Raw genomic sequence first — 14,552 nt, forward strand, 5'->3', positions numbered from 1 at the left:
CGTCTGCAGGTGGACGACGATCGGGGCGGGTCAACAGCCACGGCAGCACCTCGTACTATGTGGAACGCTATCGTTCTAGATTATGCCTGCGCCCGCGAATGGGTCAAGATGTCGTTATGACCGGCCGTACCTATGGCGGACTGAGCCCTGAGCAGCGCTCCCAGGGCCGCCGCGCACGCCTGGTGGAGGCGGCCCGTGCGCTGATCGCCGAGTCCGGCGTGGCGCCCCTGACCGTCGATCTTGTCGCCCAGCGGGCGAATCTCAGCAAGCGGTACTTCTATACCGAGTTCACCACCAAAGACGACCTGCTCGACGCATGCGCCGAAGAACTGTTCGGGCGGTTGTACGCGCAGATGGAGGACGTGCTGGCCACTGCCCCGCTCGCCGAGCGCGTCGCGCGCACGGTGCGGGTTGTCGTGCACACCCTGGCCTCCGATCCCGCCGACGCACGGTTGTACATGGAATGCCCGGCGTATCCGCGGCTTCGCGAACGCCAGCAGCGCGCGGTGCGTGACTTCAGTGAGTACATGGCCGTTCATGCGATCGCCTTCAGCGGGGACCCCAGACCCGGGGTCGACCGGGTGCTGGCCACCCGGGCGCTGGTCGCCGGGACGACCGAGCTCATCATCGGCTGGCTGCACGGGGACATCGACACCGACGAGGACAGCATCGTCGCGACGCTGACCGCCACCTCACTCGGAGCGGCGGCGACGCTGTGAATAACCCGGTTTAGCGTCATGTCCGCCCGCGAACTGATCGTGCTGGGCACCGCCAGCCAAGCGCCCACCCGGTACCGCAACCAGAACGGATACCTGTTGCGCTGGGACGGCGAAGGACTGATGTTCGACCCCGGGGAGGGCACTCAACGCCAGATGCTGCTGGCCGGCGTTGCGATGAGCAGCGTGACGCGGTTGTGCGTCACCCATTTTCACGGTGATCATTGCCTCGGCGTCCCGGGGATCATCCAGCGCCTGTCCCTGGACGAGGCCCAGCACCGGGTGCACGCCTATTTCCCCGCATCGGGCCAGCAGTACTTCGCCCGCCTGCATCACGCCTGCGTCTTTCATGACCGTGCCGACATCTACGCACAGCCCGTCGCCGTCGACGGTCCGGTGGCGGCGGGGGATTTCGGGGTGCTGGAAGCGCGGCGGCTCGAGCATTCCACCGATGCGATCGGCTATCGGCTCATCGAGCCCGACGGTCGTAGATTCGTGCCCGAGCTCTTGGAGCGCTTCAGGCTCGACGGTCCGGCGGTCGGCCAACTGCATGCGGCCGGTTCCATCGACTGGGGCGGGCGGACGGTCGACCTGTCGGAAGTCAGCGAGGCACGCCCGGGCCAACGATTCGCCTTCGTGATGGACACCCGGTTGTGCGACGCGGTCTATGCCCTGGCCGACGGCGTTGACCTACTGGTGATCGAGGCGACGTTTCTGAGTCGGGACTCGGACCTGGCCGCGCGCTACGGGCACCTCACGGCGCGGCAGGCCGCGCGGGTCGCGGCTGAATGTGGCGTGCGACGGCTGGTGCTCACCCATTTCTCTCAGCGCTACACCAGCACCCGGGAACACCATGACGAGGCAGCGGAGGTGTTCGACGGCGACCTCGTCATCGCCGAGGATCTGGCCCGGATACAGGTACCCGAACGGCTGTAGGTCAGCGCTGTTCACCGCACAGCGCGTGGTGGTGAAAGCCATTGCCGCCCAGCCTCTTTGCTTGATACATCGCGGCATCGGAAGCGGTGATGAGGTCGATCAGCAGTGCCTGATGTTCACCGGCTGTCGTCTCGTCGAGGCGGGCGCAGGCGGTGCCGACGCTGGCCGTGACTCCCACTGTCGAGCCTGCGATGGCATTGCATATCTGTTTGGCCAGCTGCTCGGCGTTGCAATCAGTGGCCGTGCCGGCGAGCAGAAATTCCTCGCCGCCGCTGCGGGCCACCACCGCCTGTTCCTCAGCGGCGGCCAGCAGCGCCTGTCCGACCTGAACGAGCGCATAGTCGCCGGCGGCATGACCGCGGTTGTCATTGAGACCTTTGAAGTTGTCCAGATCGACCACCAACACCACCAGGTGGGCATCGATACCCCGGCGCGCCAGCATCATCCCCAATGCGTTGTGTGCGAACGCACGCCGGTTCAGCAGGCCGGTCAGCGGGTCGCGGTCGGCGCGAAGGAGGTCTCCGGCCAGGGCGCGGACCAGGACCCCGATGGCCAACGGCAACGCGATGTTGACCTCGACCACCAGCCACAAATCGACCACGGCGAGGGATGGGTGTCCCGCCTTGGCCAACCGGCCGGCCTCGAAGAGGCCGACAGCGGCGGCCACCGCGAAGTTGTACAGCACGAATCCGGTCGTGTGGAAGAAGGCCATGTACGCGCCGAAGGTGGCGAAGGCGATGCATCCGATCAACGCCGGCAGCGGCTTCGGGTGCGCAAGACACGCCAGCGCGACGGCGATGTTGCACGTCAGGCCGTAGGCCACCGACTGTGCCCGGGTCGGCCACCGCCAGACCCAAAGCAACGCCCCTGCGGTCCCACCGGCGACGGCAGCCCAGGTCATGGCGACCGGCACCGCACCCCGCGGGCCGTCCGAGCCGAACAACAGGACCAGCAGACACAACACCAGCGACGTCGAGATGAAGGCCATCAGGGCCCGGGTGGCGCCACTGATGCCGCGCGCAGCCAGGTAGCCAGAGAGCCAGTCGAACTGGTCCGCCCGCTGCCACCGGCTGAAGATCCCGAGTCGACGCTTAATTGCCACCACCGATATCAGAGTCAAGGTGCCGGCCCGCCACATCCCCTGCCCCGAGGCCGACCCGCAGATTATTGCTGATAGCGGTCGCGTTGGCGACTACCCCAATCCGGGAGCCACCCGTTCGGACCACGGCACAGCCTGTTCGAGTTGCGCCGCCAGGCTGATCAACAGGGACTCACCACCCAGCGGTGCCACGAATTGGACGCCCAGCGGCAGACCGTCGGCGGTCCAGTGCAGCGGCAGTGAGATCGCGGGGCGGCCGGTCAGGTTGGCCAGTTGGGTGTACGGCACCCAGCCCAGGTTCTTCTCGACCAGGTCGTCGACGATTTTGGTATGACGCAGCAGACCGGCGGTGCGCGTCTTGATCAGCGCGTCAGATGCCCGTTGCAATACGGCCGGTAGATCGAATTCGCCGATCTTCGGCGGTGGCGTGGCCAGGGTTGGGGTCAGCAGCAGGTCGTACGACTCGAAGAATCGGGTCAACCGGAGGGTGTGCTCGTGACGCCTTTACACGGCGTCCACGTAGGAGATGCTGCTCGTTGCGCGACCCACGGCCGCCATGATCAGCGTGTCGCGCTCGAACGCGTCGTTGCCCGCACCGGTCAGACGTTTGGCCGCGTCGACGTCCCAGGCGAGATGGACGAACCAGGTGAGTAGGAAGTCGCGGGCCAGGGCGGCGTCGTCGTACGGTGCCTGCGGCAGTTCCTCGACGTGGTGTCCGAGCTCGGTCAGGGCACGCACCGTCGCCTCGACGGCGGCAAATGCTTCCGGGTGGGGCTCCGGAGTGATCGCCGACGGCACCCGCACCCCGATCCGGAGTTTTCCAGGGTCCTGGCCCACCGCGGCCGCGAATGGGGCGGCGGGCAGCGCGGGCACGTAGGGCCCGGACGGCTCGCCGCCGCAGATGACGTCCAGCATTGCCGCGGTGTCCCGCACGGTCCGTGACACGACACCCTGCACTGCCGCGCCGTGCATGGACTCGCTGGTGGTCGGTCCCATCGGGGTGAGCCCACGACCTGGTTTGAGACCGACCAGGCCGCAGCAGGCCGCCGGGATACGAATCGACCCACCACCGTCGTTGGCGCCCGCACACGGCACGATGCCGGCGGCGACGGCCGCGGCCGACCCTCCCGAGGATCCGCCGGGTGTTCGCTGCAGGTCCCACGGATTGCGCGCCGGACCCCACGCCTCCGATTCGGTGATCCCCTTCGCCCCGAACTCCGGGAGGTTGGTCTTGCCGAAGATGACCAGACCGGCGTCGATCCAGCGCTGCACGATGGTCGAGTGTTCGGCGACGGGCGTGTTCATCAGGGCGCGGGATCCCTGCGAACTCGGTAGGCCCGCGTAGTCCTGGGCGAGGTCCTTGATCAGGAAGGGGACACCGGCGAACGGGCCTTGCAGCTGGTCACCAGGCGCGGCCGGAACATCGTGCACGATTGCGTTGATCCGCGGGTTGACGGCCGCGGCCTGCTCCCGGGCGAGCGTGAGCAGCTCGGCCGGGGACACCTCCTTGTCGGCGACCAGTTTCGCCAGCCCGGTGGCGTCATAGGTCCGGTACTCCTCAAAGTTCATGGCTCGACCGTATGCGCCGGAGCCGCCTTTGGGTAAGCCGCGCGGGTTTCGGAACCCGTCAATGCGGCGATCCTGACTGGATGAATCCCGACCAGCAAGACGACAGCTCTGCCGCGCCGGTGCCGGAGGACGCGCGCGAGACGACGCCCGCGCAGCGCGTGGAGGAAGACCGACTGGAACACCAGGACGGTGATCCCGACGCGCCTGCTGCTCAGCAATCGGGCGACGACGTCGCCGACGAGACCACGCGTTAGCCGCTACAGGTAAAGTCCGGCCGGCACGACGGCCCGGTAGCGGCCGTTGCCGATTTCCGCCAACAATGTTGCGGTATCGATGGTTTCGCCGTCACCGGCCAGCACTGCCCGGCGAACGACTTCGCGGATGTCGCTACCGCTGGTCCGCTCGGGCAACGCGGCGACGACCGCGGACGTGTCGACGTCGCGGCCGCCGGGGATGCCGCGGATCAGCGCCACCAGAATCCTCGCCGCGTCGGTGCGACTGGGATAGCCGACCTCGACGACAGAATCGAAGCGCCCGGTGCGGATGGCGGCCTTGTCCAACGTCGCCGCATCGTTGGTGGAGGCCAGCGTCAGGATGCGGGCATCGGCCTCGATGTCCATGGCCTGCAACAATTCCGACAGTCCAGCGTCACCGGACCCACGGCTGCGGCACCATAGGTCGACGTCCTCGAGGACGATCAGCACCGGACCGCCCAGCCGCTGGGCTTCCTCCACCACCGCGGTCAGCAAGTCCTCACCCGCTTTGGCCTCGACGTAAATCACCGTGAATTCGCCGACGACTTCACGAGCCACCACCGCGCTCACAGCCGATTTACCCGTGCCAGGTGGTCCGCACAGGAGCACTCCGCGCCGTGCTCCCAAGCCGTGTGCACGGAGCGCTTCGTGCCGGTCGCGCACGGCGGTGACTCCGAGGTCGACCTCGGTCCACACCTGGTCGGGGACGATGACGGTTTCGCGGGTGACCGTCGAAGGCAGATCGATGACCGCGAAGCTGAGTCCGTGGTTGTTGGTGGCGCGCACCGCGCGGCCACGGTACGGGTTCAACTCGTTGGCGCGCTGAGCCAGACGATCCAGGACCGCGCGGGCGTGGGCCTGGTTGTCCGGCGTGACGAAGGCGCTCACTTCGGGCGAATGCATGATGCCGTCGCGTGCCTCGATGTGCAGTACGCATCCGGCGCCCTTCAACAGGGAGCCGGCCGGGAAGTGCACACGCAGACACAGCGGGTGCCGGTAGCGCTGGTCGCCGATCTCGGTCTGCGTCCACTTCGGCGGGTAGGCGCACTCACCCGGACCGACCTCGCACACGGCCGAGTGCTCCTCGATCCACTCAGCCAATGCCAGAGCGGTGGTCAGCCGGGACACCGGATTGAGCCCGCGTTCCTCATCGAGGAGGTAACCACAATCCGGCACGCACAGGCAGCGCGCGGTGAATCGTTCGGCGTTCTCCGCACTTTCGCGTTCGGCGACGCCGACGAGCAACTCACCGAGCGCACGCAGGGCGGGGCGCACCCCGTAGTCCAGGCCGTCCAGCCAGACACCGACGTCATCGATCGTTCGACGGTGCGCGGCAACGCCGCCGGTCATCCCGGCGGTCAGGTCGGTCAGTTGGTCATTGGTGAGAGTCATCGCCTTGTGGTGGTTGTCGGTTGGTGAGCAGCGGTCCACCATCGCACCCGGCGCAGCAGGGGTCAACTGCTTTTCCGCACCGGCCGTGCGAGGATTCAAGGTGGCCGACGACGCGACGGAGGTTCGGATGCCCGGGCAGATCCCCTTAGTCGACTATCTGGTGCTCGACGACGGAGACCCGCACCTCGTAGCCCGGGAGTGCACCCATTGTGGCGCCCGATTCTTCGATCGCCGCAACGCCTGCGCCGGCTGCTTCGCGACCGACTTCACCAGCGTTCCCGTCTCGACCGAAGGCACCGTGCGGACATTCACCATCGTCACCTTCGCCGCGCCGGGAATCCCGACCCCGTTCGTCGCGTCGGTCGTTGACTGCGACGGCACCCAGGTCCGGGCCAACCTCGTCAATGTCGAGCCCGACCCCGAACACGTGCGGGACGGGATGAAAGTCCGACTGGCCACCTTCCCGATCGGTACCGACTCCGAAGGTACCGAGGCGATCGGCTTCGGCTTCGAGCCCGCCGAGTGATCGACCGATTCGAAGAGGAGCAGCAGCGATGAGCGCCAGCGACGACATCTGGATCCTCGGCATCCGAATGACCAAGTTCGGCAAGCACTCCGACCTCGACACCGTCGACCTGGCCGCCGAGGCCGCGATGGGGGCGCTGTCCGATGCCGGAGTGACGATGGCTGACATCGGCGTCATCGCGGCCGGGAACCTGATGGCCGCCAATGCCGGTATCGGACAACAGCTGCAAAAGCAGATCGGCCAGACCGGCATCCCGGTGTACAACGTGGCGAACGCCTGCGCCACCGGTGCCACCGCGCTGCGCACCGCGATCATGGCCGTCAAAGCCGGCGAGGTCGCGTACGGGATGGCTGTCGGCGTCGAAAAGTTATCGGGCGCAGGGCTACTCGGAGGGGGTGGCAGAAAGAAATCCGACGCCGACGTGTGGGAGCCGAAGGGGCGCTACGGCGCGGTCGCACCGGTCGACGGGCGGATCGGCACCGAGGCCATGCCGGGGGTGTTCGCTCAGATCGGTACCGAATACGGGCACAAGTACGGTGGCACGAGCTTTGAGTTGTTCGCCCGTATCAGCGAGAAGAACCATGCACATTCGACGCTCAATCCGCTTGCGGCATACCAGAAGAGGTTCACTCTCGAGCAGATCATGAAAGACGTGATGATCGCTTACCCGAACACCCGCCCGATGTGCTCGGCCAACTGCGACGGTGCCGCGGCTGCGGTTGTGTGCAACGGTGAGACGTTGAAATCGCTTTCACTGGAACAACGCCGGCGGGCGGTGAAGGTGTCGGCGTCAGTGCTGACCACCGACCCCTACGAAGAGGGCTGCCAGGTCTTGCCGAACGTCAACACGCTGACCCGCAACGCCGCCGCGACCGCCTATGAGCAGGCCGGCATCGGCCCCCGCGATCTCGACCTGGTCGAGCTGCACGACTGTTTCGCCACCGCGGAGCTGGTGCACTACGACAACTTGATGTTGTGTGAAGAGGGCGGCGCCGCAGACTTTTTCAACTCGGGCGCCACCTGGCGCGACGGCGCGACGCCGGTCAATGTGTCCGGCGGGCTGCAGTCCAAGGGCCACCCCATCGCGGCCACCGGCATCGCCAACATCTGGGAAATCTGCCACCACCTGCGCGGCGAGGCCGGTGACCGTCAGATCGACGGCGCCAAGGTCGGCCTGGCTCATGTGATCGGCCTGGGCTCGGCGTGCGGCGTTCATGTGCTGGAGAAGGCCGCGGTCTAGGCCACCTTACGGCGCGCTAGGCGATCTGCGACGCCAGCAGTTGGGACGCGTTGTACAAGCCGGTGACCAGGCCGCTGAGCGGCGTCCCCGCCACGGGAACGGTGAGTGATCCGACAATCGGCAGCCCGCTCAACGACGCGGTGTACCCGGTGTTGGGCACGAGAATTCCGTTCAGCGGCAGGTTGATGACGGTGGGGTAACCGCTGATGTCGAAACCGATTGGGAGCGCGGTCTGCCCGTTGAGGAAGCCGTCGGCGATGACGGCGGGCGCGTCGATCACCGCGGCGGCCGCCCCGGCCCAGTCGCCGGTGCGCACCGCGTCACCGAACGTCGTGAAGCTGGAGTCGATCGCGATCAACGTATTGATCGGCGCGCCCAACGCGTCGACAAGAAGCGTCACCGGAAGCCCGAACGTCGCTGCGAGAGAGACGTTCACAGACGGAGGAAGGAGCCGGATCGAGATCAGTGCGTCCGCGGTGATCGACGTGTCCGTCACCGTGTTGACGACGTTGGTGAAGTTCTGGGAGATCTGCGCCGGGATGGAGCCGGCCGGCAGCAGGTTGGTGAAGTTCTGAGCCATCATTCCCGGAATGGCGAGGATAGGTAACAGGGCCCCTACCGAACCCGCCGGGGTGACGGTGGCGGTGAGACCGGGCGGACTCAGGGGATCGCCGGTGCTGGTGACGTCGACGCCGGTGATGAACAGGTTTCCGAAGCCCGTCGCGATATCGCTGACGGCACCACCGATGTCGCCCGCCATGAGTGCCTGGCCCGCCGACTGGAAGGCTGCCGGTAGCCCCTGCAGGCCGGCGACGAAGTCGGTGGCTGCGTGTTGCAGAGACGTGCCGATGATCTGGGCGTAAGCGATCTGGTTGGCGACGAACTGCTGTAGGTAGGGTGCCGGATTGAAGGTCACAAACGCCTGGATGGCCGCCCGGATATTCGCCGGCAGATCGGCCAGCACGGCCGGCAGGTTCTGGAACACATATCGGATGTCCGCGGCGATCGTGTGCGCGTAGGCCATCTGGTTGGTGATGAACTGTCGCAGGAGCGGCGCGGGGTTGGCGGACCACACCGCGTTGAGAGTCTGCAAGTTTGCGGCGGTGTTCGCATAGAGCCTCTGATACGCGCCACCGACATTGCCGAGGCCGCCGGCAATTCCGGTCAGACCGGTCCCGGTCGGGCCGTAAAGCAACGGGGAAGCGCTCTCGGCGTTGGCGATCTCGGTGCTGAGATAAGCTTCCGCGGCTGCGTTCAACATACTGACGAACTCCGCGTGGAACGCGTGCACTCGAACGTTGACGGCTTGGAATTCCGCACCGAAATCGGCGAATACCGTTGCGATCGCGGCCGATACCTCATCCGCGGCTGCGGGCACCACCGCACTTGTCGGCGCCGCGACCGCGGACGTCGCCTCGGCCAGCACCGAACGGATTCCCGCCAGATCCAGAGCTGCCGCCGCTACCTGCTGCGGCGCCGCCACGACGAACGACATAATCACCACCCCCACCGACTGCCGTCCAGGCAATTCGACTGTAGTGGGACGGCACCCTCTCGCGTGGGAGAACTCCGGACGGGCCTAGGTGACGGACGCCGCGTAGATCTGCTCGATGTTCGAACCGAGCTTGGCGTCGAACTCGGCTTCGGTCTGGTCGACCATCAAGCCCTCGGTCAGGGCGCGCGAGAAGCTTGCGATGAGGCCGTGATTGCGCGCCAGGATCTCGCAACTCTCCGCCAGGCTGTAGCCGCCGGACAGGGCCACCACCCGCAACACCCGTGGATGCTCGATCAGCGGCGTGTAGAGGTTGTCTTCGGTGGGCAATGTCAGCTTGAGCATCACCTGCGAATCCCCGGGCACCTCATCGAGTTTCGCGCTCAGCGCGGCCAGCAGCAGGCTGTCGGCCTTGGGCTTGTCGGGGCTTTTGATGCTCACCTCGGGCTCGATGATCGGCATCAGTCCACGTTCGAGGATGCGGTACGCGTAGTCGAACTGTTGGTCGACGATCGCCTTGATTCCCTGGTCGTTCGGCTCCTGGATGAACGAACGCATCTTGGTGCCGAAGATCCTGTGCTCGACGGCGCGGTCCAGCAGGGAATCGAGCTTCGTCATGGGCTTCATCAGCTGGACGCCGTTGTCGGCGTCGGCGAGACCCTGGTCGACCTTCACGAATGGCACGACGCGCTTCTGCTCCCACAGAAACGCCGCCGTGTCCTGACCCTCGATGGTCCGGTCCATGGTCTGTTCGAAGAGGATGGTGGCCAGGACCCGCTCGCCGGTAAAGCTCGGACTCGACATGATGCGTTCCCGCATCTGGTGGATCAGGTCGAACATCTTCTCGTCGCTGTCGTACGCGTCTTCCGAAATCCCATACAGCTTCAGCGCTTTCGGGCTGCTTCCGCCACTTTGATCCAGCGCGGCGATAAAGCCGGGCCGCGACGCCATCGCGTTGCGTTGCTCTTGATTCACAGCGCTCCCTCCTGGTGATCTTCCGTCTGGCCTGGGTGACGGCCCGGGCGTTGCGGAAGGACCACTATCAAAACGACCATAATCGCCCCGATCGCGCCCCAGGCCAGCGGGCGATTGCTTGCCCGTCCACCTCCGCGGCAGGTTTGTCAGCCCGCAAGACTCGCCTTCATGGTCGCCAGGGCGTCGGTGCTCAACCGCGCCAGTTCGTCAGCCTCTCCGTGGTCGAGGGCGGCCGCGAAGATGTCCGCCATGCGGCGGTTGGTCGTGTCCTCGACCTCGGCGTAGCGGTCTTTCTTCTCGGAGCCGTCGTCGTACGGCTCCGGCCAGGCGAACATCTTCGTGTACTCCGGGCCCTTGTTGAGCATGTGCGCTTGCACGGGGGTGATACCTGATTCGGTGAGGACGTCGAAATGAACCGCCGCCCGCAATTCACGCAGGACGAACATCACCTGCAGCGCCCGCGCCGGGGCGTCATCGGCCAGTGGCATCACGCGCCATCCCGCATACAGTGGCAGTCCCGTACCCGGCGTCGCGGTGATGATCTTTTCTCCCAGTTCGGCCAGGCGCTGCAGCTCCGGGGACCCGCCCAGATACTTGCGGCCGAAGTCAGCGGTCTGTTGCCAGTACAACTCGGCCGCGCCGGCCGCGCCGCGCACCGCCACACCTTCCTCCCACAGGGCGCCCAGTGATTTCGGCTCGAACACGACGAACGCGGCACTGACCGTCTCGCCGCTGACGTCGCCCAGCACCCCGCCGCGGCCGGCGACGTAGCCGGCCAGCGGGTTCCGGTAGCCGGCCGCGATGCTCTCGGCGAATGTCTCGGGGTGCAGCATGAAAACTGCCACAGCCTGCTGGATCGGGTCCCCCGCCGCGCGGGCGGCTTCGGCTATGCCGGTGTCGGTCATCGCGATTCTCCTTCGAGGTGTCTCCGATTCTCAGCCTGAAACAATCTCCTTGTGGACGTCAAGGAAAACGGCGAGGAGCGGTGCCCCTGCGGTTCGGGCGGCAGCTACGCCGACTGCTGCCACCCGTTGCACGCCGGTGACCGAATCGCCGACACCGCTCTGGCGCTGATGCGGTCCCGCTTCAGCGCCTTTGCCGTGGGCGACGCCGAGTACCTCCGGGCTAGCTGGCATCCCCGGACGCGGCCCAAGCGAGTGCGGGTGGACGACGACGTCGAGTGGCGTCGGCTGCAGATCGTCGACACCGAAGGCGGTGGGCACGACGACCCCACCGGGGTGGTCGAGTTCCGCGCCCAGTATGTGCGTGAGGGCAAGCGCCATATCTTGCACGAGCGCAGCCGATTTACTCGCGAGAAGGGCCGCTGGCTGTATCTGGACGGCGAGGTGGCGGACTGACGTCCGGCCATCACCTGCCCTGGAACGAGGGCGGCCGCTTCTGGAAGCGGGCAACCTGCGCTTCCACGGCGTCCTGACTTTTCCACGCCGCCTCGAACATGTCTTGGTGGACGGGTCTCTCAGTCTCCCAGGCGCCGTCGTCGTTGAGCACCCTCTTGGCGTGTCGCAGCGACAGCGGAGCCAGACCCGCGATTTCGCGCGCCCACTGCTGAGCGTCCTCGAGGGTGCCTATCCGGTTCGCCATGCCGCACAGCAACGCCTCGTCGGCTGGGAGTTTCTGAGCCGCCATCAGCATGGCGCGGGCCCGTCCGTAACCCACCAGCGAGGTGAGTCGGCGGACCGTCCAGGTGTCGGCGGCCAGCCCGTACTTGGCTACTGGCAGTTGGAAATACGCGTTGGGGTCCACCACGCGGAGGTCGCAGATGATGGCGAGTTGGACGCCGGCCCCGATAACGGGTCCGTTGATGGCGGCAACAACCGGCACTGGCGTGTGGTCGATTGCCGCGTTGAGCGCGATGGCCTTGTCCAGCATTTCATCGATGAGGTTCTCCGCCGAGGCGGCCTCCGCCCCCGACAGGTCCATGCCGGAGCAGAAGACGCTGCCCTCGCCGGTCAGGACGATGGCCTTGACCCCGTCGGCGGCGGCACCTTCGAATGTCGTCCGGAGTTCGTCGATCACCGCGGCGTTGAGGGCGTTGCGCCGTTCCGGGCGCTGTATCCGAATCGTCAGCACATCTGCGTCACGCGAGAGGCCGATCATGCTGCGGCCTCCGAGACACTGCCACCACATGTATCAAAATGTCTATCCGACAACGCTTCTCCTCTATCGATTTTGAACTACGGACGGTGGCTACAAGTTCAAGCCGGAGAACATGACCCGGCCCGGGTCGTACTTCTGACGCACGGAGCTCAGCCGGGCCAGATTCTGCCCGAAATACCGTCCCGCCGGCTGGCCGGCCTCCAAGTAGTTCACATAACCGCCGACGGAATACTGTTGCACCGCTTGGTGTGCGGTGCTCAGCCAGCTGGTCGCGGCCGACGGGGACCCGGCGGTTTCGACGTACCACTGCACCAGCGCGGACTGCCGGCGCCACGGAAAGGCGGTGGCGTTCGGAGCCACCGTCGCCATCGCGCCGTCTAGAGCGTGCATGATCGCCAACATACGGCCGGCATTGCGGGGGAAGGCGTCGACCGCGGCGGCGATCCCCTGGGCGACCGCCGGTGTGATCGTCGCGAAAACGTCTGAGCCACCGACATATCCGAGCGGCGCCGGGTTGAGATTGTTGACGGCCAGGTATCGCACCAGGTCAAGGTAATTGAAGGTGTGGTTCTCCGTGCCGGTCGGTTGTACGCCGACCGCCGAGATGATCGCCGCCGCAACGCTGTTTCCCGAACCGGCCGGGCAGGTGGCGAGGATCCGGCAGTGTGTGCCGGTCGCGTCGGTGGTGCTGTCGGCCAGCGCCCAACTGTTTCGGTCTGCGCTACGCAGCCAGTTCTGCCAGCCGACAAGCACCTGCGGGAAAGATTGGGGCGCGAAATTCAGGTTCACCGCATCGACGTCTTGGGTGGGGAAGGTGGCGAAGGTCAGGGAGGTCGCCACGCCGAAGTTCCCCCCGCCCCCGCCGCGCAGTGCCCAGAACAGGTCGGGGTTGCTCGAGGCAGACGCCGTGACGCTCTGCCCACCGGGCAACACCACCGACGCCGAGGTCAACTGGTCGGACAGCAAACCCGCATGGCGGGACTGGGCGCCCAGTCCGCCGCCCAGTGCATGGCCCGCGGCACCGACCGTCGGGCACGTGCCGGTCGGGATGCCCCGGCCGACGGCCGCCAAGGCCTGGTGCACCTCGTACAAACCGGTGGCCGGTGTCACGGTCACCAGCCCGCTGGCAGCGTCGAAGTTGACGTCGCCCGGGAGCTGGCGCAGGTCGAGCACCATGGTCCCGTTGGCTGTCGAGGCGCCGGTGTACGAGTGCCCGCCACTGCGGGGGGCGACCTTGAGTTTGTTGGCAGCAGCGAACGCCATCGCCTTCTGCACGTCCGCGGCCGATTTCGGGACGACGACCGCCGCCGGCGTCGAGTCGGCGTAGTTGGTGTTGAACACCTGCTTGGCCGCCCCGAACTGGGCGCTGCCGGGTTGCATGACCTGGCCGCCGAGGGCGGTCGACAGACCGTCCCAGCCGGACGCGACCGGATCGGCGCCGGCTCTGCCCGTGCCGAACACCACGCCGGCGGCCAGGGCACCGGCGGCACCTCGCAGAAACGTCTGCCGCGAGATCTGTGCCCGGCGCTGCGTCATATCGGGCATGGTTGCGCACGGGATTGAGGGAACCGGGTTGCCCCGGCAGATGGCGGCTGAACTGTGCCCTAACCGTGACGCCCGGGCGGGGTCGCCATCACGGTTTCCGGGGTGCGACGAATGGCACCAGCACCTCGTCGACGAGCTGGACGATCAGCTTGTCGTCGATCGGATCGCCAGTGACCAGCAGGCGGTGCCACAAAACGCTCTGCCCCAACTCCCGGGCGATCTCTACGGGCACGTCAGCGCGCACGTCGCCGCGGGCGATTCCCCTGGCCAGCAGGTCGGCCATCTCCTTCTTGCGCCAGCCGATCACGTCGGCTCGGAACATCTCGGCGAATTCGGGATCGCTCGCGGCCGCTGCGATTGCGGCCTGAATGACGGCGGCCCGGGGACCGGTGAACAGCTCGGCCCAGCCACGAAGGATGGCCAGCATGTCCTGGCGGTAGCTACCCGTGTCGCGGTGCGGTATCGCGGCGACCGCGGTGCGTAGCAGGGTGTCCCGCAGCAGGGCCCGGCCGTCTGGCCAGCGCCGGTAGAGCACCGCTTTGCTGGTGCCGGCGGCGGTGGCGACGGCTTCCATGGATACCCCGGCGGGGCCGTGCTCGCAGACGAGCCCCAGCACGGCCTCCCTGATCGCCGCGTCCAGTTCCGCTCCGTGGCGTCGGCGCATCCACATTCCTTCCAAGAAACGATTGC

14 protein-coding genes and 1 pseudogene are annotated in these 14,552 nt (G+C 66.7%); 6 read left to right on the forward strand and 9 right to left on the reverse strand.

From position 1 onward, the window contains the following. Positions 1 to 116: 116 nt before the first annotated feature. Both ACNQS7_RS19670 and ACNQS7_RS19675 read left to right on the forward strand, forming a co-directional pair. A complete protein-coding gene (locus ACNQS7_RS19670; RefSeq protein ID WP_418013868.1) occupies positions 117 to 719 on the forward strand; it encodes a TetR/AcrR family transcriptional regulator in 603 nt (200 codons plus the stop codon). A gap of 18 nt (positions 720 to 737) precedes the next feature. Then, the gene (locus ACNQS7_RS19675; RefSeq protein ID WP_418013869.1) at positions 738 to 1,652 is read left to right on the forward strand and encodes a ribonuclease Z; all 915 of its coding nucleotides are present in this window, start codon (positions 738 to 740) and stop codon (positions 1,650 to 1,652) included. Position 1,653: 1 nt separating this feature from the next. Here the strand turns inward: ACNQS7_RS19675 and ACNQS7_RS19680 are convergent, their stop codons facing one another. Together ACNQS7_RS19680 and ACNQS7_RS19685 are read right to left on the reverse strand one after the other, a co-directional pair. Beyond that, positions 1,654 to 2,757 carry a diguanylate cyclase domain-containing protein gene (locus ACNQS7_RS19680; protein WP_418013870.1) on the reverse strand — a complete coding sequence of 368 codons (1,104 nt, stop codon included), beginning with the start codon at positions 2,755 to 2,757 and terminating at the stop codon, positions 1,654 to 1,656. An 87-nt stretch (positions 2,758 to 2,844) separates the two neighbouring features. Then, positions 2,845 to 4,320, reverse strand: a pseudogene (locus ACNQS7_RS19685) (amidase). 80 nt (positions 4,321 to 4,400) lie between these two features. On the opposite strand from ACNQS7_RS19685, the gene ACNQS7_RS19690 reads away from it, so the two are divergent. Next, complete coding sequence (locus ACNQS7_RS19690) at positions 4,401 to 4,574, forward strand: hypothetical protein (protein WP_197419724.1); 174 nt, start codon at positions 4,401 to 4,403, stop codon at positions 4,572 to 4,574. A 3-nt stretch (positions 4,575 to 4,577) separates the two neighbouring features. Here ACNQS7_RS19690 and ACNQS7_RS19695 read toward each other — a convergent pair whose 3' ends face one another. After that, a complete protein-coding gene (locus ACNQS7_RS19695; protein WP_418013872.1) occupies positions 4,578 to 5,966 on the reverse strand; it encodes an AAA family ATPase in 1,389 nt (462 codons plus the stop codon). 127 nt (positions 5,967 to 6,093) lie between these two features. On the opposite strand from ACNQS7_RS19695, the gene ACNQS7_RS19700 reads away from it, so the two are divergent. Together ACNQS7_RS19700 and ACNQS7_RS19705 are read left to right on the forward strand one after the other, a co-directional pair. Then, positions 6,094 to 6,492 carry a Zn-ribbon domain-containing OB-fold protein gene (locus ACNQS7_RS19700; RefSeq protein WP_418016068.1) on the forward strand — a complete coding sequence of 133 codons (399 nt, stop codon included), beginning with the start codon at positions 6,094 to 6,096 and terminating at the stop codon, positions 6,490 to 6,492. Between the two features lie 28 nt (positions 6,493 to 6,520). Continuing rightward, a complete protein-coding gene (locus tag ACNQS7_RS19705) occupies positions 6,521 to 7,732 on the forward strand; it encodes a thiolase family protein (RefSeq protein WP_418013873.1) in 1,212 nt (403 codons plus the stop codon). Between the two features lie 16 nt (positions 7,733 to 7,748). Here the strand turns inward: ACNQS7_RS19705 and ACNQS7_RS19710 are convergent, their stop codons facing one another. The 3 genes from ACNQS7_RS19710 to ACNQS7_RS19720 all read right to left on the reverse strand — a co-directional run bounded on the left by ACNQS7_RS19710 (position 7,749) and on the right by ACNQS7_RS19720 (position 11,104). Further along, the gene (locus ACNQS7_RS19710; protein ID WP_418013874.1) at positions 7,749 to 9,227 is read right to left on the reverse strand and encodes a PE domain-containing protein; all 1,479 of its coding nucleotides are present in this window, start codon (positions 9,225 to 9,227) and stop codon (positions 7,749 to 7,751) included. A gap of 84 nt (positions 9,228 to 9,311) precedes the next feature. After that, the gene (locus ACNQS7_RS19715; protein WP_418013875.1) at positions 9,312 to 10,199 is read right to left on the reverse strand and encodes a fructose bisphosphate aldolase; all 888 of its coding nucleotides are present in this window, start codon (positions 10,197 to 10,199) and stop codon (positions 9,312 to 9,314) included. 146 nt (positions 10,200 to 10,345) lie between these two features. Further along, complete coding sequence (locus tag ACNQS7_RS19720) at positions 10,346 to 11,104, reverse strand: SCO6745 family protein (RefSeq protein WP_418013876.1); 759 nt, start codon at positions 11,102 to 11,104, stop codon at positions 10,346 to 10,348. 51 nt (positions 11,105 to 11,155) lie between these two features. Between ACNQS7_RS19720 and ACNQS7_RS19725 the strand changes: the two genes are divergently transcribed. Next, positions 11,156 to 11,557, forward strand: coding sequence for a YchJ family protein (locus tag ACNQS7_RS19725; RefSeq protein WP_418013877.1), 402 nt, complete (start codon positions 11,156 to 11,158; stop codon positions 11,555 to 11,557). Positions 11,558 to 11,567: 10 nt separating this feature from the next. Here ACNQS7_RS19725 and ACNQS7_RS19730 read toward each other — a convergent pair whose 3' ends face one another. From ACNQS7_RS19730 to ACNQS7_RS19740, 3 genes are all read right to left on the reverse strand, one after another. Continuing rightward, on the reverse strand, positions 11,568 to 12,317 hold the full coding sequence (locus ACNQS7_RS19730) for an enoyl-CoA hydratase (RefSeq protein ID WP_418013879.1): 750 nt from the start codon (positions 12,315 to 12,317) through the stop codon (positions 11,568 to 11,570). Positions 12,318 to 12,407: 90 nt separating this feature from the next. After that, positions 12,408 to 13,853, reverse strand: a complete 1,446-nt coding sequence (locus ACNQS7_RS19735; protein WP_418013880.1) for an FAD-binding protein — start codon at positions 13,851 to 13,853, stop codon at positions 12,408 to 12,410. Between the two features lie 97 nt (positions 13,854 to 13,950). Further along, positions 13,951 to 14,526 (reverse strand): TetR/AcrR family transcriptional regulator, encoded by a 576-nt coding sequence (locus tag ACNQS7_RS19740; protein ID WP_418013881.1) that lies wholly within the window; start codon positions 14,524 to 14,526, stop codon positions 13,951 to 13,953. Positions 14,527 to 14,552 lie beyond the last annotated feature (26 nt).

This window comes from Mycobacterium sp. 23 (assembly GCF_048287075.1).
GTDB classification, from domain to species: domain Bacteria; phylum Actinomycetota; class Actinomycetes; order Mycobacteriales; family Mycobacteriaceae; genus Mycobacterium; species Mycobacterium gordonae_B.